Source organism: Bradyrhizobium sp. USDA 4452 (assembly GCF_054063575.1).
Map to the genome: position 1 here is coordinate 4751489 of NZ_JBSSGK010000001.1, position 18780 is coordinate 4770268.

At 66.0% G+C, this 18780-nt stretch carries 19 protein-coding genes; 10 read left to right on the forward strand and 9 right to left on the reverse strand.

Annotation, left to right across the window (positions count from 1 at the left end):
• The first annotated feature begins 139 nt into the window (after window positions 1–139).
• The 4 genes from mtgA to ACVISU_RS22805 all read left to right on the forward strand — a co-directional run bounded on the left by mtgA (window position 140) and on the right by ACVISU_RS22805 (window position 2420).
• Window positions 140–811: a monofunctional biosynthetic peptidoglycan transglycosylase gene (gene mtgA / locus ACVISU_RS22790; protein WP_050404772.1), complete on the forward strand. Its 672-nt coding sequence runs from the start codon at window positions 140–142 to the stop codon at window positions 809–811.
• Between the two features lie 157 nt (window positions 812–968).
• Window positions 969–1154: a 50S ribosomal protein L32 gene (gene rpmF / locus ACVISU_RS22795; protein ID WP_021077536.1), complete on the forward strand. Its 186-nt coding sequence runs from the start codon at window positions 969–971 to the stop codon at window positions 1152–1154.
• Between the two features lie 143 nt (window positions 1155–1297).
• Window positions 1298–1930 (forward strand): hypothetical protein, encoded by a 633-nt coding sequence (locus ACVISU_RS22800; protein ID WP_050404773.1) that lies wholly within the window; start codon window positions 1298–1300, stop codon window positions 1928–1930.
• A gap of 19 nt (window positions 1931–1949) precedes the next feature.
• On the forward strand, window positions 1950–2420 hold the full coding sequence (locus tag ACVISU_RS22805; RefSeq protein ID WP_050404774.1) for a YybH family protein: 471 nt from the start codon (window positions 1950–1952) through the stop codon (window positions 2418–2420).
• A 15-nt stretch (window positions 2421–2435) separates the two neighbouring features.
• On the opposite strand, the gene ACVISU_RS22810 is transcribed toward ACVISU_RS22805, so the two are convergent.
• The gene (locus ACVISU_RS22810) at window positions 2436–2720 is read right to left on the reverse strand and encodes a hypothetical protein (protein ID WP_456708389.1); all 285 of its coding nucleotides are present in this window, start codon (window positions 2718–2720) and stop codon (window positions 2436–2438) included.
• Between the two features lie 219 nt (window positions 2721–2939).
• On the opposite strand from ACVISU_RS22810, the gene ACVISU_RS22815 reads away from it, so the two are divergent.
• Complete coding sequence (locus tag ACVISU_RS22815; protein WP_456708390.1) at window positions 2940–4631, forward strand: putative bifunctional diguanylate cyclase/phosphodiesterase; 1692 nt, start codon at window positions 2940–2942, stop codon at window positions 4629–4631.
• A gap of 133 nt (window positions 4632–4764) precedes the next feature.
• Window positions 4765–5670, forward strand: coding sequence for a LysR family transcriptional regulator (locus ACVISU_RS22820; RefSeq protein WP_456708391.1), 906 nt, complete (start codon window positions 4765–4767; stop codon window positions 5668–5670).
• On the opposite strand, the gene maiA is transcribed toward ACVISU_RS22820, so the two are convergent.
• Window positions 5667–6326, reverse strand: coding sequence for a maleylacetoacetate isomerase (gene maiA, locus ACVISU_RS22825; protein ID WP_456708392.1), 660 nt, complete (start codon window positions 6324–6326; stop codon window positions 5667–5669). The genes ACVISU_RS22820 and maiA overlap by 4 nt on opposite strands.
• 171 nt (window positions 6327–6497) lie before the next feature.
• Window positions 6498–7088: a polyhydroxyalkanoate synthesis repressor PhaR gene (gene phaR, locus ACVISU_RS22830; RefSeq protein ID WP_456708393.1), complete on the reverse strand. Its 591-nt coding sequence runs from the start codon at window positions 7086–7088 to the stop codon at window positions 6498–6500.
• A gap of 313 nt (window positions 7089–7401) precedes the next feature.
• On the opposite strand from phaR, the gene ACVISU_RS22835 reads away from it, so the two are divergent.
• From ACVISU_RS22835 to yddG, 3 genes are all read left to right on the forward strand, one after another.
• Complete coding sequence (locus ACVISU_RS22835; RefSeq protein WP_456708394.1) at window positions 7402–8580, forward strand: acetyl-CoA C-acetyltransferase; 1179 nt, start codon at window positions 7402–7404, stop codon at window positions 8578–8580.
• 298 nt (window positions 8581–8878) lie between these two features.
• Window positions 8879–9604 (forward strand): acetoacetyl-CoA reductase, encoded by a 726-nt coding sequence (gene phbB / locus ACVISU_RS22840; protein ID WP_050404780.1) that lies wholly within the window; start codon window positions 8879–8881, stop codon window positions 9602–9604.
• A gap of 137 nt (window positions 9605–9741) precedes the next feature.
• A complete protein-coding gene (gene yddG, locus ACVISU_RS22845) occupies window positions 9742–10608 on the forward strand; it encodes an aromatic amino acid exporter YddG (RefSeq protein WP_050404781.1) in 867 nt (288 codons plus the stop codon).
• 48 nt (window positions 10609–10656) lie between these two features.
• Here the strand turns inward: yddG and ACVISU_RS22850 are convergent, their stop codons facing one another.
• Together ACVISU_RS22850 and gloB are read right to left on the reverse strand one after the other, a co-directional pair.
• Entirely contained in the window at window positions 10657–11088 is a 432-nt protein-coding gene (locus ACVISU_RS22850; protein ID WP_456710879.1) for a cupin domain-containing protein, read from the reverse strand.
• A complete protein-coding gene (gloB, locus tag ACVISU_RS22855; protein WP_050404782.1) occupies window positions 11088–11855 on the reverse strand; it encodes a hydroxyacylglutathione hydrolase in 768 nt (255 codons plus the stop codon). Before gloB ends, ACVISU_RS22850 begins: the two co-directional genes overlap by 1 nt.
• 208 nt (window positions 11856–12063) lie before the next feature.
• Between gloB and ACVISU_RS22860 the strand changes: the two genes are divergently transcribed.
• On the forward strand, window positions 12064–12816 hold the full coding sequence (locus ACVISU_RS22860; RefSeq protein ID WP_050404783.1) for a class I SAM-dependent methyltransferase: 753 nt from the start codon (window positions 12064–12066) through the stop codon (window positions 12814–12816).
• 58 nt (window positions 12817–12874) lie between these two features.
• On the opposite strand, the gene ACVISU_RS22865 is transcribed toward ACVISU_RS22860, so the two are convergent.
• From ACVISU_RS22865 to ptsP, 4 genes are all read right to left on the reverse strand, one after another.
• Window positions 12875–13642: a DUF4167 domain-containing protein gene (locus tag ACVISU_RS22865; RefSeq protein ID WP_456708395.1), complete on the reverse strand. Its 768-nt coding sequence runs from the start codon at window positions 13640–13642 to the stop codon at window positions 12875–12877.
• A 499-nt stretch (window positions 13643–14141) separates the two neighbouring features.
• Entirely contained in the window at window positions 14142–15035 is an 894-nt protein-coding gene (prmC, locus tag ACVISU_RS22870; protein WP_456708396.1) for a peptide chain release factor N(5)-glutamine methyltransferase, read from the reverse strand.
• Between the two features lie 94 nt (window positions 15036–15129).
• Window positions 15130–16209, reverse strand: a complete 1080-nt coding sequence (gene prfA, locus ACVISU_RS22875; RefSeq protein WP_050404785.1) for a peptide chain release factor 1 — start codon at window positions 16207–16209, stop codon at window positions 15130–15132.
• A 56-nt stretch (window positions 16210–16265) separates the two neighbouring features.
• The gene (gene ptsP / locus ACVISU_RS22880; protein ID WP_050404786.1) at window positions 16266–18533 is read right to left on the reverse strand and encodes a phosphoenolpyruvate--protein phosphotransferase; all 2268 of its coding nucleotides are present in this window, start codon (window positions 18531–18533) and stop codon (window positions 16266–16268) included.
• Window positions 18534–18780 lie beyond the last annotated feature (247 nt).

An 18780-nucleotide genomic window follows, 5' to 3' on the forward strand; every position in this document is an offset into this window, starting at 1 on the left:
TCCCGCCCTGCGATGGATTGCGCCTTAAAAGTGCTGGAAAAACCGTGAATTATCCCGCAGACGTCTGATAGCGCCGGCCGTGTTCTGGCGGGCGGGTGCAAAATCCTCCCTGGAAAGCTCCTCCCCGGAAACCCCAGCTTTGCGCATTGTCCGGATTTTATTGCTGCTTTTGCTGGCCTTGCTGTTGCTGCCCTATCTGGTGACGCCGTTCTACCGCACCGGTCAGCCAGTTTCGGCCCTGATGGCGTGGCGGACCCTGCGAGGGGCCGCGGTAACCCGGCATTGGATCGATTTCGGCGCCATGTCGCCCTATCTGCCGCGGTCCGTGGTCGGCTCGGAGGATGCCCATTTCTGCAAGCACCGGGGCGTCGATTGGGGTGCGCTGCGCGAGGTGATCGACGACGCCGGGGACGGTGAGGCGGCCCGCGGCGGCTCGACCATCACCCAACAAGTGGCCAAGAACCTGTTCCTGTGGCCCGGCCGCAGCGTGATCCGCAAGGGGCTGGAACTGCCGCTGGCACTCTGGATCGATTTCGTGCTTCCGAAACAGCGGATCCTGGAAATCTACCTCAACATCGCGGAAATGGGTCCATCCGGGCAGTTCGGCGCCGAAGCCGGCGCCCAATATGCCTTCGGCCGGTCAGCGGCCGAACTATCACCCCGGGAGGCGGCGCTTTTGGCGGCGATCCTGCCGAATCCGGTCAAAAGGAGTGCCCGGAACCCGGGTCCGGGGGTCCGCAGGCTGTCCGGGACCTATATGGCCCGGGCCAACTCGGTGACGCGCTGCTGGCACGAAAATCGCGGTTCTTGAGCGCGATTTCGGGCGGATTTTGCTGTCTGCGGGCCTAGATTTACGCGGTACCTTCCTCTATAAGCGCGGCCTTACCGGCATCGCAGCTTGCGCTTCGAAGCGCTGAGCCCGTCCGCATTTCGGACGATGCCTCCGCAACACCCTAGAGGACACCGTCATGGCCGTTCCCAGAAGAAAAACCTCGCCGTCGCGCCGTGGCATGCGCCGTTCGGCCGATGCGATCAAGACCCCGACCTATGTCGAGGACAAGGACTCCGGCGAGCTGCGCCGTCCGCACCACCTCGACCTGAAGACCGGCATGTACAAGGGCCGCCAGGTCCTGAAGGCCAAGAAAGAGTCCTGATCGGACCTTCGGCGGTCGCGCTGCAGTGATGCAGCGCTGCGCCTGAATTCGGCCAACGAGTGCGGTCAACACGGGCGCGTCCGCGGCGAAGCCAATGAGCATCGCCGCGTTGCTGGTTCTCCCTGAATAAGGCGCAAGCCCCGATGGTCGGTTTTCCGCTGCTGCTCGTTCCGCTCGCGGTCTACAACATCATCGCCTTCCTGATGCCCGGCGTGTCCTTCACGGACCCGCTGATCAGGCTGACACTGCTGTCGGGCGAAGTGTGGCAGATCACGCTCAGTGACATGCTGCTCGCTGCCGGCGTGCTGCTGTTGCTGCTCGAGGTCATCAAGGGCGCGCGCCCCGGCGCGAAATACCTCACCGATCATCTGCTGTCGTTGATCGTGTTCGGCGCGGCCGCCGCCGAATTCGTGCTCTGGCCGAAATTCGGCAACTCGACCTATTGCCTGCTCACGCTGCTGGCGCTGGTCGATTTCATTTCCGGAATTGCGCTACACACCCGCCGCCGTGCGGTGGTCGCGGCACCGGCGCCTGCGCCGGTCAGCAAGCCGCAGCCCGCAGCGGTCGAGACGCCGCGGCCCGCGCCTGCAGTGGATCCTGCGCCGCCGCGGCCCGCGCCTGCACCCGTCGTCGCACCGGCGCCCGCCGCGCCGGTCCCGCCAGCGACCTCAGTTGCGGAATCCGTGCTGGCCGATCAATCCACGCCCAAGCCGACCGTCACCTCGCCGGATTTGCAGCCCGGCGGGCCGCCATCGCCGGACACGCCGCAACGCTAGAGCGTTATCGAGGTCGATCATGACCGGAGAGACGGCCCTTCCGATCGCCGATTCGACGACCACTCGATCGATCTTCGACTGGCTCGAACGGTTCGCCGCCTGCGTCAGGGCGGTCGACTATGCGGCGGCCCGACCGTTCTGGCATTCGGACATCATCTCGTTCGGCACCTATCAGGAACTGATCCACGGCCGCACCCGCTGGACCGAGATGCAATGGGACAATGTCTGGCCCCGCACCGCGGATTTCGCCTTCGATCTCGAACATACGAAAGTGCTGGTCAGCGCCGACGGCGGCATGGCGACGGTGATCACGCCGTGGACGAGCACCGGCTTCCATGCGGACGGCAGCCGCTTCGATCGTCCGGGGCGGGCGACGATCATTCTCGCGCGTCAGGCCGACGGGCGCTGGCTCGGCATCCATTCCCACATGTCGCTGCGCCGCGGCGTGCCGCAGGACAGCCACGGCAACCGGCCCGTCAAGGCCCGCTGACATCGAGATCATGGACTAGATGATTTGCCGGGTCCGCCGCGCGACACTGCGGCGCTCGTCGACATGCGGACCATAGGCGCTCTGCGCGTCGGCCAATGACCCACGCCGCAGCCCGCAGGTCTGCGGCTCGTGGGCGGCGGTGGCGATCAGGTGGGCCACAAACGACGGATCGGCATGCGCAAGGGGGATCTTGGGCGCCCAATGGGTGATCGTGGCCAGCGGCACCAGGGCCGTGCCGGTCGCCGGGGCCGTGTCGGTGAACTCACCGTTCAGGACCTCTGATTGATCGAACTCGCGCATCGCCTGCGACCCGTTGGAGCGTCATCATTTGGGACGTTGCGTCCCGCTGCAACACCCTCATGGCAAGGGTCATGCCCGCCATCCCCAGTTCGTTCCGCGGCAGTCGAAAACGTGGTTTCCAGATTATTTATCAAGTTCTCCTAGCGTTGGATTCACCGGAACCACTATCTTGATGGTGTGTAGAATCACCGGGTGCCGTCCCAAATCGAGACATAGTCGATGCTCCCTGTCCCGCCAGCTGCCAGCATCCTCGACTCGCTCGGCCAAGCGACATTCGCCTGGGACCTGGCGAACGATGCGATGGCCTGGAGTGACAATGCGGCGACGGTCTTCCCGGATATCCCCGTTGCCGCGCTCGCCAGCGGTGGCGAGCTCGCAAAGCTGATCGAGCCCTCGCGCTCCGTTCGCACGGATGCGCTCGGCCAGACCGGACCGGTGCGGGGCGGCGAGGGCGTTCCCTACCGGATCGAATATGGCGTGCGGGCCGTCACCTCGGCGCCGGTAATCTGGATCGAGGAGATCGGCTGCTGGTTTCCCGGTGCCGACGGCAGGCCGGCGCGCGTGCAGGGCGTCGTCCGCATCAACAATGAACGGCACGCCCGCGACGAGCAGCTGTTGAAACTGTCGCGGCACGATCCGCTGACCAACGAGCTCAACCGGACTTATCTGATCGCCTCGCTCGCGGAGACCGTGGAGGAGTGCGCGCGCTTCCGCACCGCCTGCGCCTTCATGCTGATCGGCATCGATCATCTGGCGCGGGTCAACGACGCCTTCGGCTTCGACGTTGCGGACGCCGTCATCGCCGAGGTGGCGAAGCGGATTCGTGCCCGGCTGCGCAGCGGCGACATGCTCGGCCGCTTCTCCGGCAACAAGTTCGGCCTGATCCTGCGCAATTGCACCGTCGACGACACCAACGTCGCCGCCGAGCGCTTCCTCGCCGCGGTGCGCGACGAAGTGGTGCCGACCAGGTCCGGTCCGGTGTCGGTGACCGCATCGATCGGCGCCGTCACCATCCCGCGCCATGCGAAGTCGGCGGAGGAGGCGGTCAATCGCGCCCAGGAGACGCTGGACGCCGCCAAGAGCCGCCGCGCCGGGTCGTTCGCGCTGTGGAAGCCGAATGTCGAGCGCGACGCGCAGCGCCGCGTCAACATCCGCGTCACCGACGAGATCGTCACCGCGCTGAACGAGCGCCGCATCGTGATCGGCTTCGAGCCGGTGGTCGATGCGCGCTCGCGGCAGCCTTCGTTCTACGAGTGCCTGGTCCGCATGGAGCAGGACGACGGCCGCGCGCTGCTCGCGCCCGACATCGTGCCGGTCGCCGAGCGGCTCGGCCTGATCCGGCTGGTCGATCACCGCGTGCTGGAGCTTGCGATCGCCGAACTCGCCGCGGCGCCGGGCGTGCAGCTCAGCCTCAACATCTCGCCGGACACCACGATGGATCCGGACTGGTGGGCCACCATCGAATCGCTGATGCGCGCGCATCCGGGCGTCGGCGAGCGGCTGATCGTCGAGATCACCGAGACCGTCGCGATCCAGGATATCGACGACGTCCGCGGCTTCGTCACGCGGCTGAAGAATTTCGGCAGCCGGATCGCGATCGACGATTTCGGCGCCGGCTACACCTCGTTCCGCAATCTGCGCAAGCTCGGCGTCGATATCGTCAAGATCGACGGCGCCTTCGTGCAGAACATCGTGCGTTCGGCCGACGACCGCGCCTTCGTGCAGACGCTGATCGATCTCGCACGGCGGCTCGAGATCAAGACTGTCGCCGAATGGGTGCAGGACGAGGAAGCCGCCGCGATGCTGCGCGAATGGGGCTGCGACTTCATCCAGGGCCGCCTGATCGGCCTCGCCTCGCCCGACCGGCCGTGGAACGAAGCCGCGGAGAAGCCGGTACCGGCCGCGGGCTGAAGCGGCAGGCCGCAGCATCCGCCGTCATAGCTGGTCCGCGGCGCGTCACATTGACCGCAGGCTCCGCACCCCATATCCGCCGCCGCAGGTGCGCACGAGTTGCGCCGCTGGGCTGTCCGGAGAGCAGGCGGATATGGACTGGAACGACTTTCGGCTGATCCTGGCGATCAGCCGGACCGGCTCGCTGAAGGGCGCTGCCAAGGAGCTCGGCAACGACCACTCCACGATCTTTCGCTGGCTCAACGCGCTGGAGGCGAAGTTCGAGGTCCAGCTGTTCGAGCGCAACGGCGGCGCCTATGTGCCGACCGACGCGGGAGACCGTATGCTGCTCGCCGCCGAGCGCATGGAGGCGGAGGCCCTGGCGCTCGACCGCGACATCACCGGCCGGGATTCCCGTCTGTCCGGAAACCTGCGCATCACCTGCTCGGAATCCCTGGCCTACCGCATCCTCAACGACCTGCTCGCCGAGTTCAGGGCAATGCATCAGGGGATCACGGTCGAGCTGCTCGTCGACAACCGGCAGCTCGACCTGCTGCGGCGGGAGGCCGACATCGCCATCCGCGCGACGCGCCCGGCGGAGGGCGACCTGTTCGGGCGGCAGATCGCCGAGACGGCGTGGGCGCTTTACGCGAGCCCGCGCTATCTGGCCGGCCACGGCAGGCTCAGCGCTGCGCCGTTCGCGGGACATCGTTTTGTCGGCTGGGACAGTTCGGCAGTCGCGGCCGCCGCGAGCTGGCTCACCGAAACGGTGCCGAACGATCAGATCGTCTACCGGTCGAGCAGCCTGATCAACCAGATGATGGCGGTGAAGGCCGGCATCGGCATGGCGTTGCTGCCCTGCTATCTCGGCGATCCCGAGACCGATATCGAGAGCGTGTCGATGCCGGAAGCGGCGCTGACGCGCGAACTCTGGCTGATCACCCATCGCGACCTGCGCAACACTGCGCGCGTCCGCGCCTTCTTCGACGTCGTGGGGCAGGGGCTGACGGCCCGCCGCCACCTGCTCGAAGGACGCTCGCGCAATCGGGCTGCGCTCTAGCGAGCCTCGCCTGACGCCTTGTAGCCGGGTTGCCGAAACGGATGCGCATCGGCGAAGGCCGGCAGCGCAAAGCATCGTTTCGCCAGCGCCGCCACCTCGGGAAACGTCGCAAGGTCCATGCGATAGACGTCGGCCAGCGCGACCTGGCCGGCAATGCTGATGTCGGCGATTGTCGGCGTCGTTCCCAACGCGAAGGGGGCGGGCGGACGTCGCGCCAGCAGGTGCTCGTAGGTCGAGAGCCCGTCGGTGGTCCAATGCCTGCACCAGGACTCGATGGCGGCCTTGTCGGCGCCGAGCGCCTGACCGAGATATTTGCGGACGCGCGGGACGGTCAGCGGATGCGCGTCGGCGGCCAGGACCATCGCCAGCGACCGCGCATGCGCCCGCTCGCGCGGATCGGCCGGCAGCAGGCGCGGCTCCGGATGGACCTCGTCGAGATATTCGATGATCGCCGCCGATTGTGAGATACGATGACCGTCGTGAACCAACGTCGGGACGGCGTGTCCCGGGTTCACTTCCGCGAAGCCCGGGTCGAACTGGCGTCCGGAGAGAATGTCGATGTCGATTTCCTCGAAAGCGAGATTCTTCAGCGCCAGCGCGACCCGGACGCGGAATGCCGCATTGGAGCGCCAGAAGCCGTAAAGCTGGATGGTCATTCGGATTGCCTTCTATCGTAGGCAATCTCTTTAGCGTGCGATGCGCAGTGCGTCGCAGGTGATGCGATTGCTGCGCGGCAATCCGGGCTTGCGGGGCTGCAAGCTGCGTTGAGGAATCGTGCAGGCTTGCGGATCGCCCGGGCGAGTCAGGCGATACCGGCGCCGAAGAACCTACTCGTCCTTCTTCGTCGGCTGCGACATGCGCTCGAGGCGTTCCTGCATGTCCTTCATCTGGCGGCGCAGGTCATCGATGTTGCCGTCGTCAGGCGTCGGCTCCGGCACCTTCTCGGTCTCGGTGCCGCCGCGCTGCGGCACGAACGGCTTGAACATCGAGAAGGTCTGCTGGAACAGCTCCATGTTGCGGCGGACCTGCTCTTCCAGGGGAGCAAACGGCGTACCGCTCAGGGCGCCCGCGATCTGCTTGCGGAATTTCTCCTGTTCCTTGGTCAGCGTCTCGATCGACTGTTCGAGATATTTCGGCACCACCATCTGCATGCTGTCGCCGTAGAAGCGGATCAGCTGCCGCAGGAAGGTGGTCGGCAGCAGGTTCTGCCCGGCCTTGTTTTCCTGCTCGAAGATGATCTGCGCGAGCACGGAGCGGGTGATGTCGTCGCCGGTCTTCGCGTCATAGACGAGGAAATCCTCGCCTTCCTTCACCATCGCCGCGAGATCCTCGAGCGTCACATAGGTGCTCGTACCGGTATTATAGAGCCGCCGGTTCGCGTATTTCTTGATCGTAGTCGGTTGTTCAGATTTTGCCATGGGCTCTCACTTCAACACCGAAGAACCTGGAACCCGACGGCATCGCCGCAGGGCTAAATGCAACGCATCGCAGCAAAGGTAAGCATTTTCAAAGCGGTTCGGCTACAGTTTTGTGCTTTGCGGTTAATTCCAAAGCATAGGATTTGCTCAGGAATGTGCCAAGAGCGTCATTTTGAGTGCGCCGCGGCGCGATTTGCGCGACAGTCTGATTGACATGCCTCAATGAGATTTACAGGATAGTCATTAAGAGACAGGCCCGCCAAACCGGCCGACCGCCGTCGAGAAACCCAGCTACAACCCATAGGAGATGTCCATGTCAGACGATGTCGTCATCGTCAGCGCCGCCCGCACCCCCGTCGGCAGCTTCAACGGCTCGTTCGCGACCACGCCGGCCCACGATCTCGGCGCGATCGCCATCAAGGCCGCGCTGGAGCGTGCCGGTGTCGAGGGGGGCCAGGTCTCCGAAGTCATCATGGGCCAGATCCTCACCGCCGCGCAGGGCCAGAACCCGGCCCGCCAGGCCTCGATCGCGGCCGGCATCCCGGTGGAAAGCCCGGCCTGGGGCGTCAATCAGCTCTGCGGCTCGGGCCTGCGCACGGTGGCGCTCGGCTACCAGGCCCTGCTCAACGGCGATTCCTCGATCGTCGTCGCGGGCGGCCAGGAATCCATGAGCATGGCCCCGCACGCGCAATATCTGCGCGGCGGCGTCAAGATGGGCGGCCTCGAACTGATCGACACCATGATCAAGGACGGCCTGTGGGACGCCTTCAACGGCTACCACATGGGCAACACGGCCGAGAACGTCGCCAAGCAGTACCAGATCACCCGCGCGCAGCAGGACGAGTTCGCGGTCGGCTCGCAGAACAAGGCCGAGGCGGCGCAGAAGGCCGGCAAGTTCAAGGACGAGATCGTCCCGGTTACCATCAAGTCCCGCAAGGGCGACATCGTGGTCGACAGCGACGAGTATCCGCGCCATGGCGCCACGCTCGACGCGATGGCCAAGCTCCGTGCTGCGTTCGAGAAGGACGGCACCGTGACCGCCGGCAACGCGTCGGGCATCAATGACGGCGCTGCCGCCGTCGTGCTGATGACCGCCAAGGAAGCCGCCAAGCAGGGCAAGAAGGTGCTCGCCCGCATCGTCTCGTGGGGCCAGGCCGGCGTCGATCCGAAGATCATGGGCACCGGGCCGATCCCCGCCTCGCGCGCCGCGCTGAAGAAGGCCGGCTGGAACATTGCCGACCTCGACCTGATCGAGGCCAACGAGGCGTTCGCCGCGCAGGCCTGCGCCGTCAACAAGGATCTCGGCTGGGATCCGGCCAAGGTCAACGTCAATGGCGGTGCGATCGCGATCGGCCATCCGGTCGGCGCGTCGGGCGCCCGCGTCCTTGTGACGCTGCTGCACGAGATGCAGAAGCGCGATGCCAAGAAGGGCCTCGCGACGCTGTGCATCGGCGGCGGCATGGGCATCGCCATGTGCGTTGCACGCGACTGAACAAGAGGCAGCGAGGTCGGTTAGGTGATGAAAAGATCATCTGTCAACCGCGGCGCGAGCTGATAGAAAAGATGCCCGGCTTTGCGCCGGGCATTTTTGTTTCGAGAGCATGATCCGGAAAACCGTGAAAGCGGTTTTCCCTCGCGACAAACGCGGAGCGCGTTTGTGCGGAGATCCTGCTCAAAATGAAGGGAGCTAAAGCGCGATGACGATTGAGCCTAATCCCATCGCGCTTTGTTGAGTGAGTGCGTAGGCCGGAGTGATCCGGTTATAAAAGACGGCCAAGGAGGAGACGGACATGGCACGTGTTGCATTGGTGACGGGCGGGACGCGGGGCATAGGAGCTGCGATCAGCAAGGCGCTGAAAGCGGCGGGCTACAAGGTGGCGGCAAGCTACGCCGGCAATGACGCCGCGGCGGAGAAGTTCAAGGCGGAAACCGGCATTCCCGTCTACAAGTGGGACGTCGCCTCGTTCGACGCCTGCGCGGCCGGCGTGAAGCAGGTCGAGGCCGATCTCGGCCCGGTCGATGTGCTGGTCAACAATGCCGGCATCACCAAGGACACCGCATTCCACAAGATGACGGTCGAGCAGTGGAATGCCGTCATCAATACCAACCTCGGCTCGCTGTTCAACATGACGCGCCAGGTGATCGAGGGCATGCGCGCCCGCAAGTTCGGCCGCGTCATCTCGATCTCCTCGATCAACGGCCAGAAGGGCCAGTTCGGTCAGGTCAACTACTCGGCGGCAAAGGCCGGCGATATCGGCTTCACCAAGGCGCTCGCGCTGGAGAACGCGAAGGGCGGCATCACCGTCAACGTGATCTGCCCGGGCTACATCAACACCGAAATGGTGCAGGCGGTGCCGAAGGACGTGCTCGAGAAGAACGTGATCCCGCAGATCCCGGTCGCCCGGCTCGGCGAGCCGGAAGAGATCGCGCGCGCGGTGGTGTTCCTCGCGGCCGACGATGCCGGCTTCATCACCGGCTCGACCTTGACCGTGAACGGCGGCCAGTATCACGCCTGACGCAAGAAGCGTCGTCGCGTCGCGGCTGCCATCAATCAAGTCGTCATGCCCGGCCTTGTGCCGGGCATTTTCGTCGCTACAACCTCGGGGCGCCAAGCGAGGATGTGGGCGGCGCGGCCGCGACGGAATGAATTGAAATGACGACCCGAACTGCAACCCTTGTCGGACTGACCGCCATCCTGATGTGGTCGCTGCTGTCGGTCATGACGGTTGCGACCGGGACGATCCCGGCGTTCCAGCTCGCCGCCATGACGTTTGCGATCGGGGCTGCGGTCGCATTCGCAAGCTTCCTGCTGCGGCCGGCCGCCTTCGGCGCATTGAAGCAGCCGCTGGTCGCCTGGGTCGTCGGCGTCGGCGGCCTGTTCGGCTATCACGCGCTGTATTTCCTTGCGTTGCGTTTCGCGCCGCCGGCCGAGGCCGGCCTGCTCAATTATCTCTGGCCGCTGTTGATCGTGCTGTTCTCGTCGCTCTTGCCGGGCGAGCGGCTGGCGATCCATCACATCGTCGGCGCGCTGCTCGGCCTTGCCGGCACCGTTTTGCTGTTCGCCGGCAACACCGGCAGCTTCACGGCTGCGCAGATTCCAGGCTTCGCGGCGGCCTTCGTCGCGGCGTTCGTCTGGGCCGCCTATTCGGTGATGTCGCGCCGGCTCAAGGCGGTGCCGACCGACGCGGTGGCGGGTTTCTGCCTGGCGACAGCCGTGCTTGCCGCGCTGGTGCACATGATGGTGGAGAGCACGGTGTGGCCCGCGACGCCGCTGCAATGGCTGGCCGTCGCAGCCCTCGGCATCGGTCCGGTGGGGGCTGCGTTCTTCGCCTGGGACATCGGCATGAAGCGCGGCGACATCCGCGTGCTCGGCGCCGCCTCCTACGCCACGCCGCTGCTGTCGACCGCGTTCCTGATTGCAGCGGGTTTTGCCAAGCCGAGCGCCAACATTGCCATCGCCGCGATCCTGATCGCCGGCGGCGGGCTGATTGCGGCCAAGGACATGGTGTTGAAGCGCTGACGCCCTGTCCGTCGTCATTCCGGGCTCGCGCGACGCCGGAATGACGAATCAGGCCGGTTCCCAGCCGCTCGGCGCCAGCTCGAACTTCGCGAACTCGAATCCCGGCGCGACGGTGCAGCCGACCAGCGTCCAGTCGCCGCGGCTTTCCGCGGCCTGCCAGGCGCCTGCCGGCACGATCGCTTGCGGCTGCTCGCCGTGCGCGACGTCAGGCCCGAGCGTGATCGCATGCGGCGGCGCGCCGTCCTGCGCGATCTTCAGCGTCAGCGGCGCACCGGCGTAATAGTGCCATATCTCGACCGCGTCGATGCGGTGCCAGTGCGAGCGCTCGCCGCGCGCAAGCAGGAAGTAGATCGCGGTCGAATGCGCGCGTCCGCCGGCATCACCGCGTTCGTCGCGAAACGTCTCGCGATAATGCCCGCCTTCGGGGTGCGGCTTCAGCTCGAGCCGCGCGATGACGTCGGCAGCGGAGAGCTGTGATATCACGACTTGTTCTTGCGCTCGCGGAGTTCGCCGAACACCAGCGCCGGGTCGGCGCCCTTCATGTGCAGCTTGGCGGCGACCACGGGCTCGTCGGCGCGCAGGAATACGTTGGCCTTCTTCTCGTCGCCCAGCAGCACCGGAATCGTCGGCTTGTTCTCGGCGCGCAGTTTTGCGACTTGCTCGGCGCGGGCCTGCAAATGCGGATTGTCGGCCTCGATGGTGAGCGCGAACTTCACGTTGGAGGCGGTGTATTCATGGCCGCAATAGAGCCGGAAATCGTCCGGCAGCGAACGCAGCTTCAGCAGCGAATCCCACATCATCGGATAGGTGCCTTCGAACACCCGGCCGCATCCGATCGAGAACAGCGTGTCGGCTGCGAACACCGCCTTCTCGCCGTCGAACACATAGGAGATGTGGTCGAGCGTATGGCCAGGGGTCTCGACCACGCGGGCGAGCAGGCTGCCGACCTTGATGACGTCGGCATTGGCGGCGCGCAGATCGACATTGGCGATCTTCGCCGATTTGTCATGTGGCGCCACGACGCGGCAGCCGTATTTCTGCTTCAGCTCGGCGACGCCGCCGACATGGTCGCCATGGTGATGGGTGATCAGGATGTCGGTCAGCGTCCAGCCCTCGCGCTCCAGCGCCTTGATGATCGGGCCGGCCTCCGGCGCGTCGATCGACGCCGTCGCCTTGGTGGCGGGATCGTGGATCAGGTACCCGAAATTGTCGGTGAGGCAGCTGAAGGTGCGAATTTCGGCGGTCATGATATCTCCACGAACAAACGGGACGGACATTTCAGAGCATGATCTCCGCGCAAACGCTACGCGTTTGTCGCGAGGGAGACCCGGTGTCGCCGCTGCCGGATCATGCTCCTGGCGCGCCCAATATAGGGGTGAAATATGGCGTTAACGCTCCGGCGGCAACGCAAATTTCGGCGCTCACCGGCTGCAAGAGGCATGTTAGGCTAGGATCATGGACGTCATCGACCTCCGCGACTTCTATTCGCAGCGCCTCGGCATCGTGGCGCGGCAGCTGATCAACCGCGGCATCCGCGCGCGGTGGCCGAACGCGGAAGGCCAGCGCGTGCTCGGGCTCGGCTATCCGACACCTTATCTCGGCCTGTTCCGTGATACCTCCGAGCGCTGCATCGCCTTCATGCCAGCGGCCCAGGGCGTGCTGAAATGGCCGACCGGCCGTCCGGCGCTGGCGACCCTGATCGACGAATTCTCGATGCCGCTGCCGGATGCCGCGGTCGACCGCGTGCTCCTGGTGCATGCGCTGGAGATGTCCGACGATCCGGAGCGGCTGCTGCGCGAGGTGTGGCGCGTGTTGTCGCCGTCGGGGCGGCTGATCGCGATCATCCCGAACAGGCGCGGCGTCTGGACACGCACCGATGCCACGCCGTTCGGCCACGGCCGGCCCTATTCGCGGGCGCAGATCACCCAGCTGTTGCGACAGACCTGGTTTACGCCGGCGTCATGGGGCGAGGCGCTGTTCATGCCGCCGGTGCAGGGCAGCTGGTTCCTGCGCTCGGCGATGGCGTGGGAGCGTCTCGGCGCGGCGCTGTCGATGCCGTTCGCCGGCGTGCATATCGTGGAAGCGAGCAAGCAGGTCTATCGCGCCATCCCCGCGCGCCGCGAGCGCACGCAGCTGATCCCGTCGTTGCGTCCGGTGCTGGTGCCGTCCTCGTCGGCGACACGCAAATCCAGCCACGCGGAAACGTAGAACGACCAGCAGCGAGTAACGGTGCCAACCTCCAGGGGAGGGTGGCCGCATACGTGCGCTACTCGTTGCCCGGATTGAAGTCGTCGCTCGGCGCCGGCTGCGCCGCCATATCGGGGCGGGGGCCGTGCGGACGGCGGCGACGGCGCGGGAAGCGCTCGCTGCGTTCGCCGCGTTCTGCGCCGCCATTGCCGGCTTCATAGGTGCCACCGTTGACCTGCGGCTGCGCGCCGCCGGTGATGAACGAGGGCAGGCGATCGACGCCGCCGGCATCGGCCATCGCGGGCTGCGGCTGGTTCTGCGGCTGCGGCTGATACTGCGGCTGCGGACGATGCTCGCGCTCGCGGTGTTCACGCGGCTGTTGCTCACGCTCGCGATGCTCGCGCGGCTGCTGCTGCTCGCGCTGATAGGGCTGCTGGCCGTTCTCGCGCATGAAAGGTTGCTGCTGCTGCGGCACGAAGCCGGGCTCCTGGCCGAAGCTCGAATAGCCGTCGCTGTCGTCGTCTTCGGTCTGCGTCACCTCGGCGTCGGGGCGCGGCTGCTGCTGATTCTGCCGGAACTGCTCCTGCGCGGCCGCGATGATCCGGTAGTAGTGCTCGGCGTGCTGGTAGTAGTTCTCGGCTGCCACCGGATCGCCGGAGGAGCGTGCATCGCGCGCAAGCTGGACGTATTTCTCGGCCACGTGGGAGGCCGTGCCGCGGATCTTGATGTCGGGTCCGTTCGATTCGTACACCCGTGTCAGGGGATTCTGGCCGCGCCGGTTATTGTTGTTGTTATTATTGTTGTTGTTCCGGTTGCGCATCCGCTTGTTGTTCTGACCGTTTCTCATCTGTCGCCTTTTATTCCAGCCCTGAAGTTATTGCAGTCCACAGTCCGCTTCTCGGAAGTCCGATTTCGCAAAAGTCCGATTTCCCAAAGTCCGATTCGGCGCGCGCCCAGGCGCACGGAATCGCAATACCGTTCGAAGAGGCATCGATGTCGCCGACCATCTCGTTCAGCAAAGTCGCGTTCAGCAAAGACGCGTTCCCCAACCGCCGCCGGCAAATCGCGCCAGCGACCAAATCATTCCGCCCGTTGAGACAGGCCCAGTTCTCGTGCGTAAGTGTTCAAGCGCAATAACAGGCTTTCGTTCGCTTGGCGGTCAGAGCAGCACAGCTTCAGCTATTGCGCTCGATGAGACCTGCGTTCCTGGAACCTTTCGATCGGCGGGCTCTGCTGAACCCTGGACATCACCCGTAACGGTTACGGGGCCAGCACCGATGTTGTGCCCGGAACGTAGTCGTTCCCGGGGGATAATCCAAGAGGTTTTTTTACGTTCCAATAGGACTTTATCGGGGCAGCCGGCGGGCCGAAACGGCCCTCGGAACACCCCCGAGATCGGCCTTGGGCGGGCCCGTTGGGGATAACCCGAAAGCCGTCATCAGCGCTTCAACGTCGCCGCTCTGGTCCAGCCCGACTTCCACAACCAGAAATCCACCCAAGGTCAAAAGACCCGCAGATTGCGAAACCAGCGCGCGGTAGGCGTCGAGCCCGTCGGCCCCGCCATCGAGCGCCGCGCGCGGATCGTATGCGCGCACCTCGATGTCGAGACCGGCGATATCGGCCGAGGGGATGTACGGCGGATTGGACACGATCAGGTCGAACGCGCCGGTCAGGGCGCTGCCATAGTCGCAGGCGATCCATGTCGCGCGATCGCCAAGCCCGAGCTCGGCGGCGTTGCGGCTCGCGGTCCGCAGCGCCGCCGCCGAGATGTCGGTAGCGAAGCCATGCGCGTTCGGCAGTTCCGAAAGCAGCGCCAGCAGGATGGCGCCTGAGCCGGTGCCGAGATCGGCGATCCGCAGCGCGCGATCCGACGCACCATCGGCGCGCAGCAGTTCGAGCGCGCGCTCGACCACGGTCTCGGTGTCGGGGCGCGGCACCAGCGTCGCGGCGGAAAGATGCAGCGGCAGTCCCCAAAACTCCTTGATGCCGAGAATGCGCGCGACCGGTTCGCCGGCGAGGCGGCGCCGCGCGAGGTTCTCGAGGCGATCCGTTTCGTCGTGGGTCAGTGTCCGTTTGGCTGCCTTGACCATGCCGGTCAGATCGAGCCCGAGCGCTGCGCCGACCAGCAGCCGCGCGTCAAGCTCGGCGGAATCATTGCCGACGGCCTGCAGTCGCGCGGCGAGCACGCGTCGTGCCGCATCGATGCTCTGGCCGGCGAAAGGACTCACGGAAAACACCATCCTGTAGCCCGGATGAAGCGAAGCGCAATCCGGGAATCTCGCGCGAGGATACGCCGTTCCCGGATTTCGCTTCGCTTCATCCGGGCTACCGACTTCACGCCGCCGCGCCCTGCGCCGCGAGCTGCGCGGCCTGGTGCTCGGTGGTCAGCGCATCGATCAGTTCGCCGAGCGCTTCGCCCGCGATCACCTGCGGCAGCTTGTAGAGCGTCAGGTTGATGCGGTGGTCGGTGACGCGTCCTTGCGGGAAATTATAGGTGCGGATACGCTCGGAGCGGTCGCCGGAGCCGACCTTCTCCTTGCGGTCGGCGGAGCGCGCGGCTTCGACGCGCTGGCGCTCGGCGTCGTAGATGCGCGAGCGCAGGATATTCATCGCCGACGCCCGGTTCTTGTGCTGCGAGCGGCTGTCCTGCATCATCACCACGATGCCGGTCGGCAGATGGGTGATGCGGATCGCGGACTCGGTCTTGTTGACGTGCTGGCCGCCGGCGCCGCCGGCGCGCATGGTCTCGATCCGCAAGTCGGTGTCCTTGATGTCGACATCGACGTCCTCGACCTCGGGCAGCACGGCGACGGTCGCGGCCGAGGTGTGGATGCGGCCTTGCGTCTCGGTGTCGGGCACGCGCTGCACGCGATGCACGCCGGATTCGAATTTCAGCTTGGCGAAGGCGCCGCGGCCCTGCACCTCGGCGATGATTTCCTTGTAGCCGCCGACGGTGCCTTCGCTCGCCGAGATCACCTCGACCTTCCAGCCCTGCAAGGCCGCGAAGCGCTCATACATCCGGAACAGGTCGCCGGCGAACAGCGAGGCCTCGTCGCCGCCGGTGCCGGCGCGGATTTCCAGCACCACGTTGCGGTCGTCCATCGCGTCCTTCGGCAGCAGCGCGACGCGGATCTGCTGCTCGAGATCGCCGATGCGCGCCTGCAACGTCTCCAGCTCGGCTTCTGCCATGCTGCGCATTTCGGCGTCGGTGCCGGCATCGGCCAGCATCGCCTCGGTGTCGGTGAGCTCGGTCCGCGCCGAGCGATAGGTCTTCACTGCGTCGATCAGCGGGTTGAGCTCGGCGAGCTCGCGCGTGATCGCGACATATCGATCGGATTTGACCTCGCCGAGCAGCTCGGCCTCGAGCGAGGCGTGATGGGCGAGCAGGACGTCGAGTTTGGCTTCGGGTAGCATGGCGGAGTCTCGAATTGCTGAAAAGCGCGAAGGTGGCGGAGGCGACGGCAGCGTCGCTACAAGGCCAGCCCCTCGGTTTCCGCAAACTTGGTCAGCGCCTCGCGGATCGAGACGCTGCCGACCGGCGCGTCCAGCAGCGGATTGATCATCGCCTCGGCCTTCCTGGCGTCGAGGTCGAGGACCATCGCCTTGACCGGGCCGTGCGCGGTCGCCGACAGCGAGAGGGAGCGATAGCCGAGCGCGATCAGCGCCAGCGCGCCGATCGGCTTCGACGCCATCTCGCCGCACAGCGAGGCGGCCTTCTTCGCGGCCCTGGCCTTGCGCACGATGTCGCGCAGCGCGCGCAGGATCGGCGCCGACAGGATGTCGAAGCGTTCCGAGACCTTGGCGTTGCCGCGGTCGACCGCGAACAGGAATTGGAACAGGTCGTTGGAGCCGACCGAGACGAAGTCGACCTTCTTCAGCAGCTCGTCGAGTTGGTAGAGCAGCGCCGGCACCTCGACCATGGTGCCGATGTCGATCCGTTCGGGCAGCGAATGGCCGTGCTGGCGCAGATAGGTCAGCTCGCGCTCGACGATCGCCTTGGCCTGGTCGAACTCGGTGATGTCGGAGATCATCGGGAACATGATCTTCAGGGCGCGGCCGCCGCCGGCGCGCAGCAGCGCGCGGATCTGGCCGCGCAACAGGCCTGGGCGGTCGAGGCCGAGCCGGATCGCGCGCCAGCCGAGCGCGGGATTTTCCTCGACCACGGTCTCCATGTAGGGCAGCGCCTTGTCGCCGCCGATGTCGAGCGTGCGGAAGGTGACGGGTTTTGCGCCCGCGGCGTCGAGCACGGTGCGATAGAGCGCGAGCTGGTCGCTCGAACGCGGCAGGCTCGGGCTCACCATGAACTGCAGTTCGGTGCGGAACAGGCCGATGCCGGCGCTGCCGGTGTCCTCGATATGCGGCAGGTCGATGGTCAGGCCGGCATTGATCAGAAGCTCGATCGGCTGGCCGTCCTTGGTCACGCAAGGCTTGTCGCGCAGCGCCGAATATTGCGCCTGCCGCCGCGCCCGGAACCGGACGCGCTCGGCATAGGCGGATTCGATCTCGGCCGAGGGGCGGACATAGATCTCGCCGGAAATGCCGTCGACGATGATGGCATCGCCGGGATCGGCGATGCCGGGCGCGTTCGGCACCCCGCCGACCGCGGGAATGCCGAGCGCGCGTGCCACGATCGAGACATGGGAATTGGCGGTGCCTTCCTCCAGCACCAGGCCGCGCAGCCGCTTGCGGTCATAGTCGAGCAGCGCCGCGGGGCCCATCGCGCGGGCGATCAGGATGGCGTTGTCGGGCAGCTGCTCGCGCGTCGGCGCATGGTCCTGGCCGACCAGTTGCCGCATCAGGCGATGGCCGAGATCCTCGAGATCGTGCAGCCGGTCGCGCAAGTAGGGATCGGTCGAGCGCAGCATGCGCGCGCGGGTGTCGGACTGCACGCGTTCGACCGCGGCTTCCGCGGTGAGGCCGGTGGCGACCGCCTCATGCAGCTTGTGCGACCAGCCCTGGTCGTTGGCGAACATGCGGTAGGCTTCCAGCACCTCGCGGTGCTCGCCGCCTTCGGCGACGTCGCCGCGCTCCAGCATGCGGTCGAGATCGGCGCGCAGATTGGCGAGCGCCGTGTCGAGCCGCTTGATCTCCTTCGGCAGGTCCTCGGCGATATAGTTGGTGATGACGACGCGCGGCTCGTGCAGCACGACATGGCCGAGCGCGATGCCGTCGGAGAGCACCGCGCCGGTCTTGTGCAGCGAATGCCGCGCGGCGGGCTCGGCGCCGGGCTGCGCCAGCGCGGCAAGCTCGCCGGAGGCGATCATCTCCGCCAGCACCATGGCGGTGGTCTGCAGCGCCTCGACCTCTTCCTCGACATAGGTGCGCTTGGCGCGGTTCTGCACCACGAGCACGCCGAGCGTGTTGCCGGCGCGCAGGATCGGCACGCCGAGGAACGAATGGTAGATTTCTTCGCCGGTCTCCGGGCGGTAGGCGAACGCCGGGTGGCTCTGTGCGTCGGAGAGATTGAGCGGCGTCGCCTCGCTGGCGACGAGGCCGACCAGGCCTTCATGCGCGCTCAGCACGGTGCGGTGCACGGCGTCGCGGTTCAGACCTTCGGTGGCGTAGAGCTCGAGGGTATTGTCGATGCGCAGCACGTAGCAGGAGCAGACCTCGGCCACCATGTTGGCCGCGATCAGCACCACGATCTTGTCGAGGCGTTCCTGGGCGGAGACTTGCTCCGCCATGGTTTCGCGGAGCCGTCTCAACAGGACGCGGGGGCCTCCCGACGCGCTCCGCATGTGCTTCAGTCCCTCCCCACGAGGCCGGCGCACCGGGGCCGGCCGTTGGCGCAAAACTCGTCAAAAACAACAATTTTAGTCATTCGGCGTCGCCGCTCGCGCCAGTTCCCGCCGATTCGGGATCGCACAAACTGTGCCACAGTTTGCGACAGCCCACCTGACTGGCCGTATAGCCAATCGAGGCTCGCTTTGCCAAGCAAAACGCCTGCCAGTAGCAAATAACGTCTGCGTCAGCCCAATGCTGCGG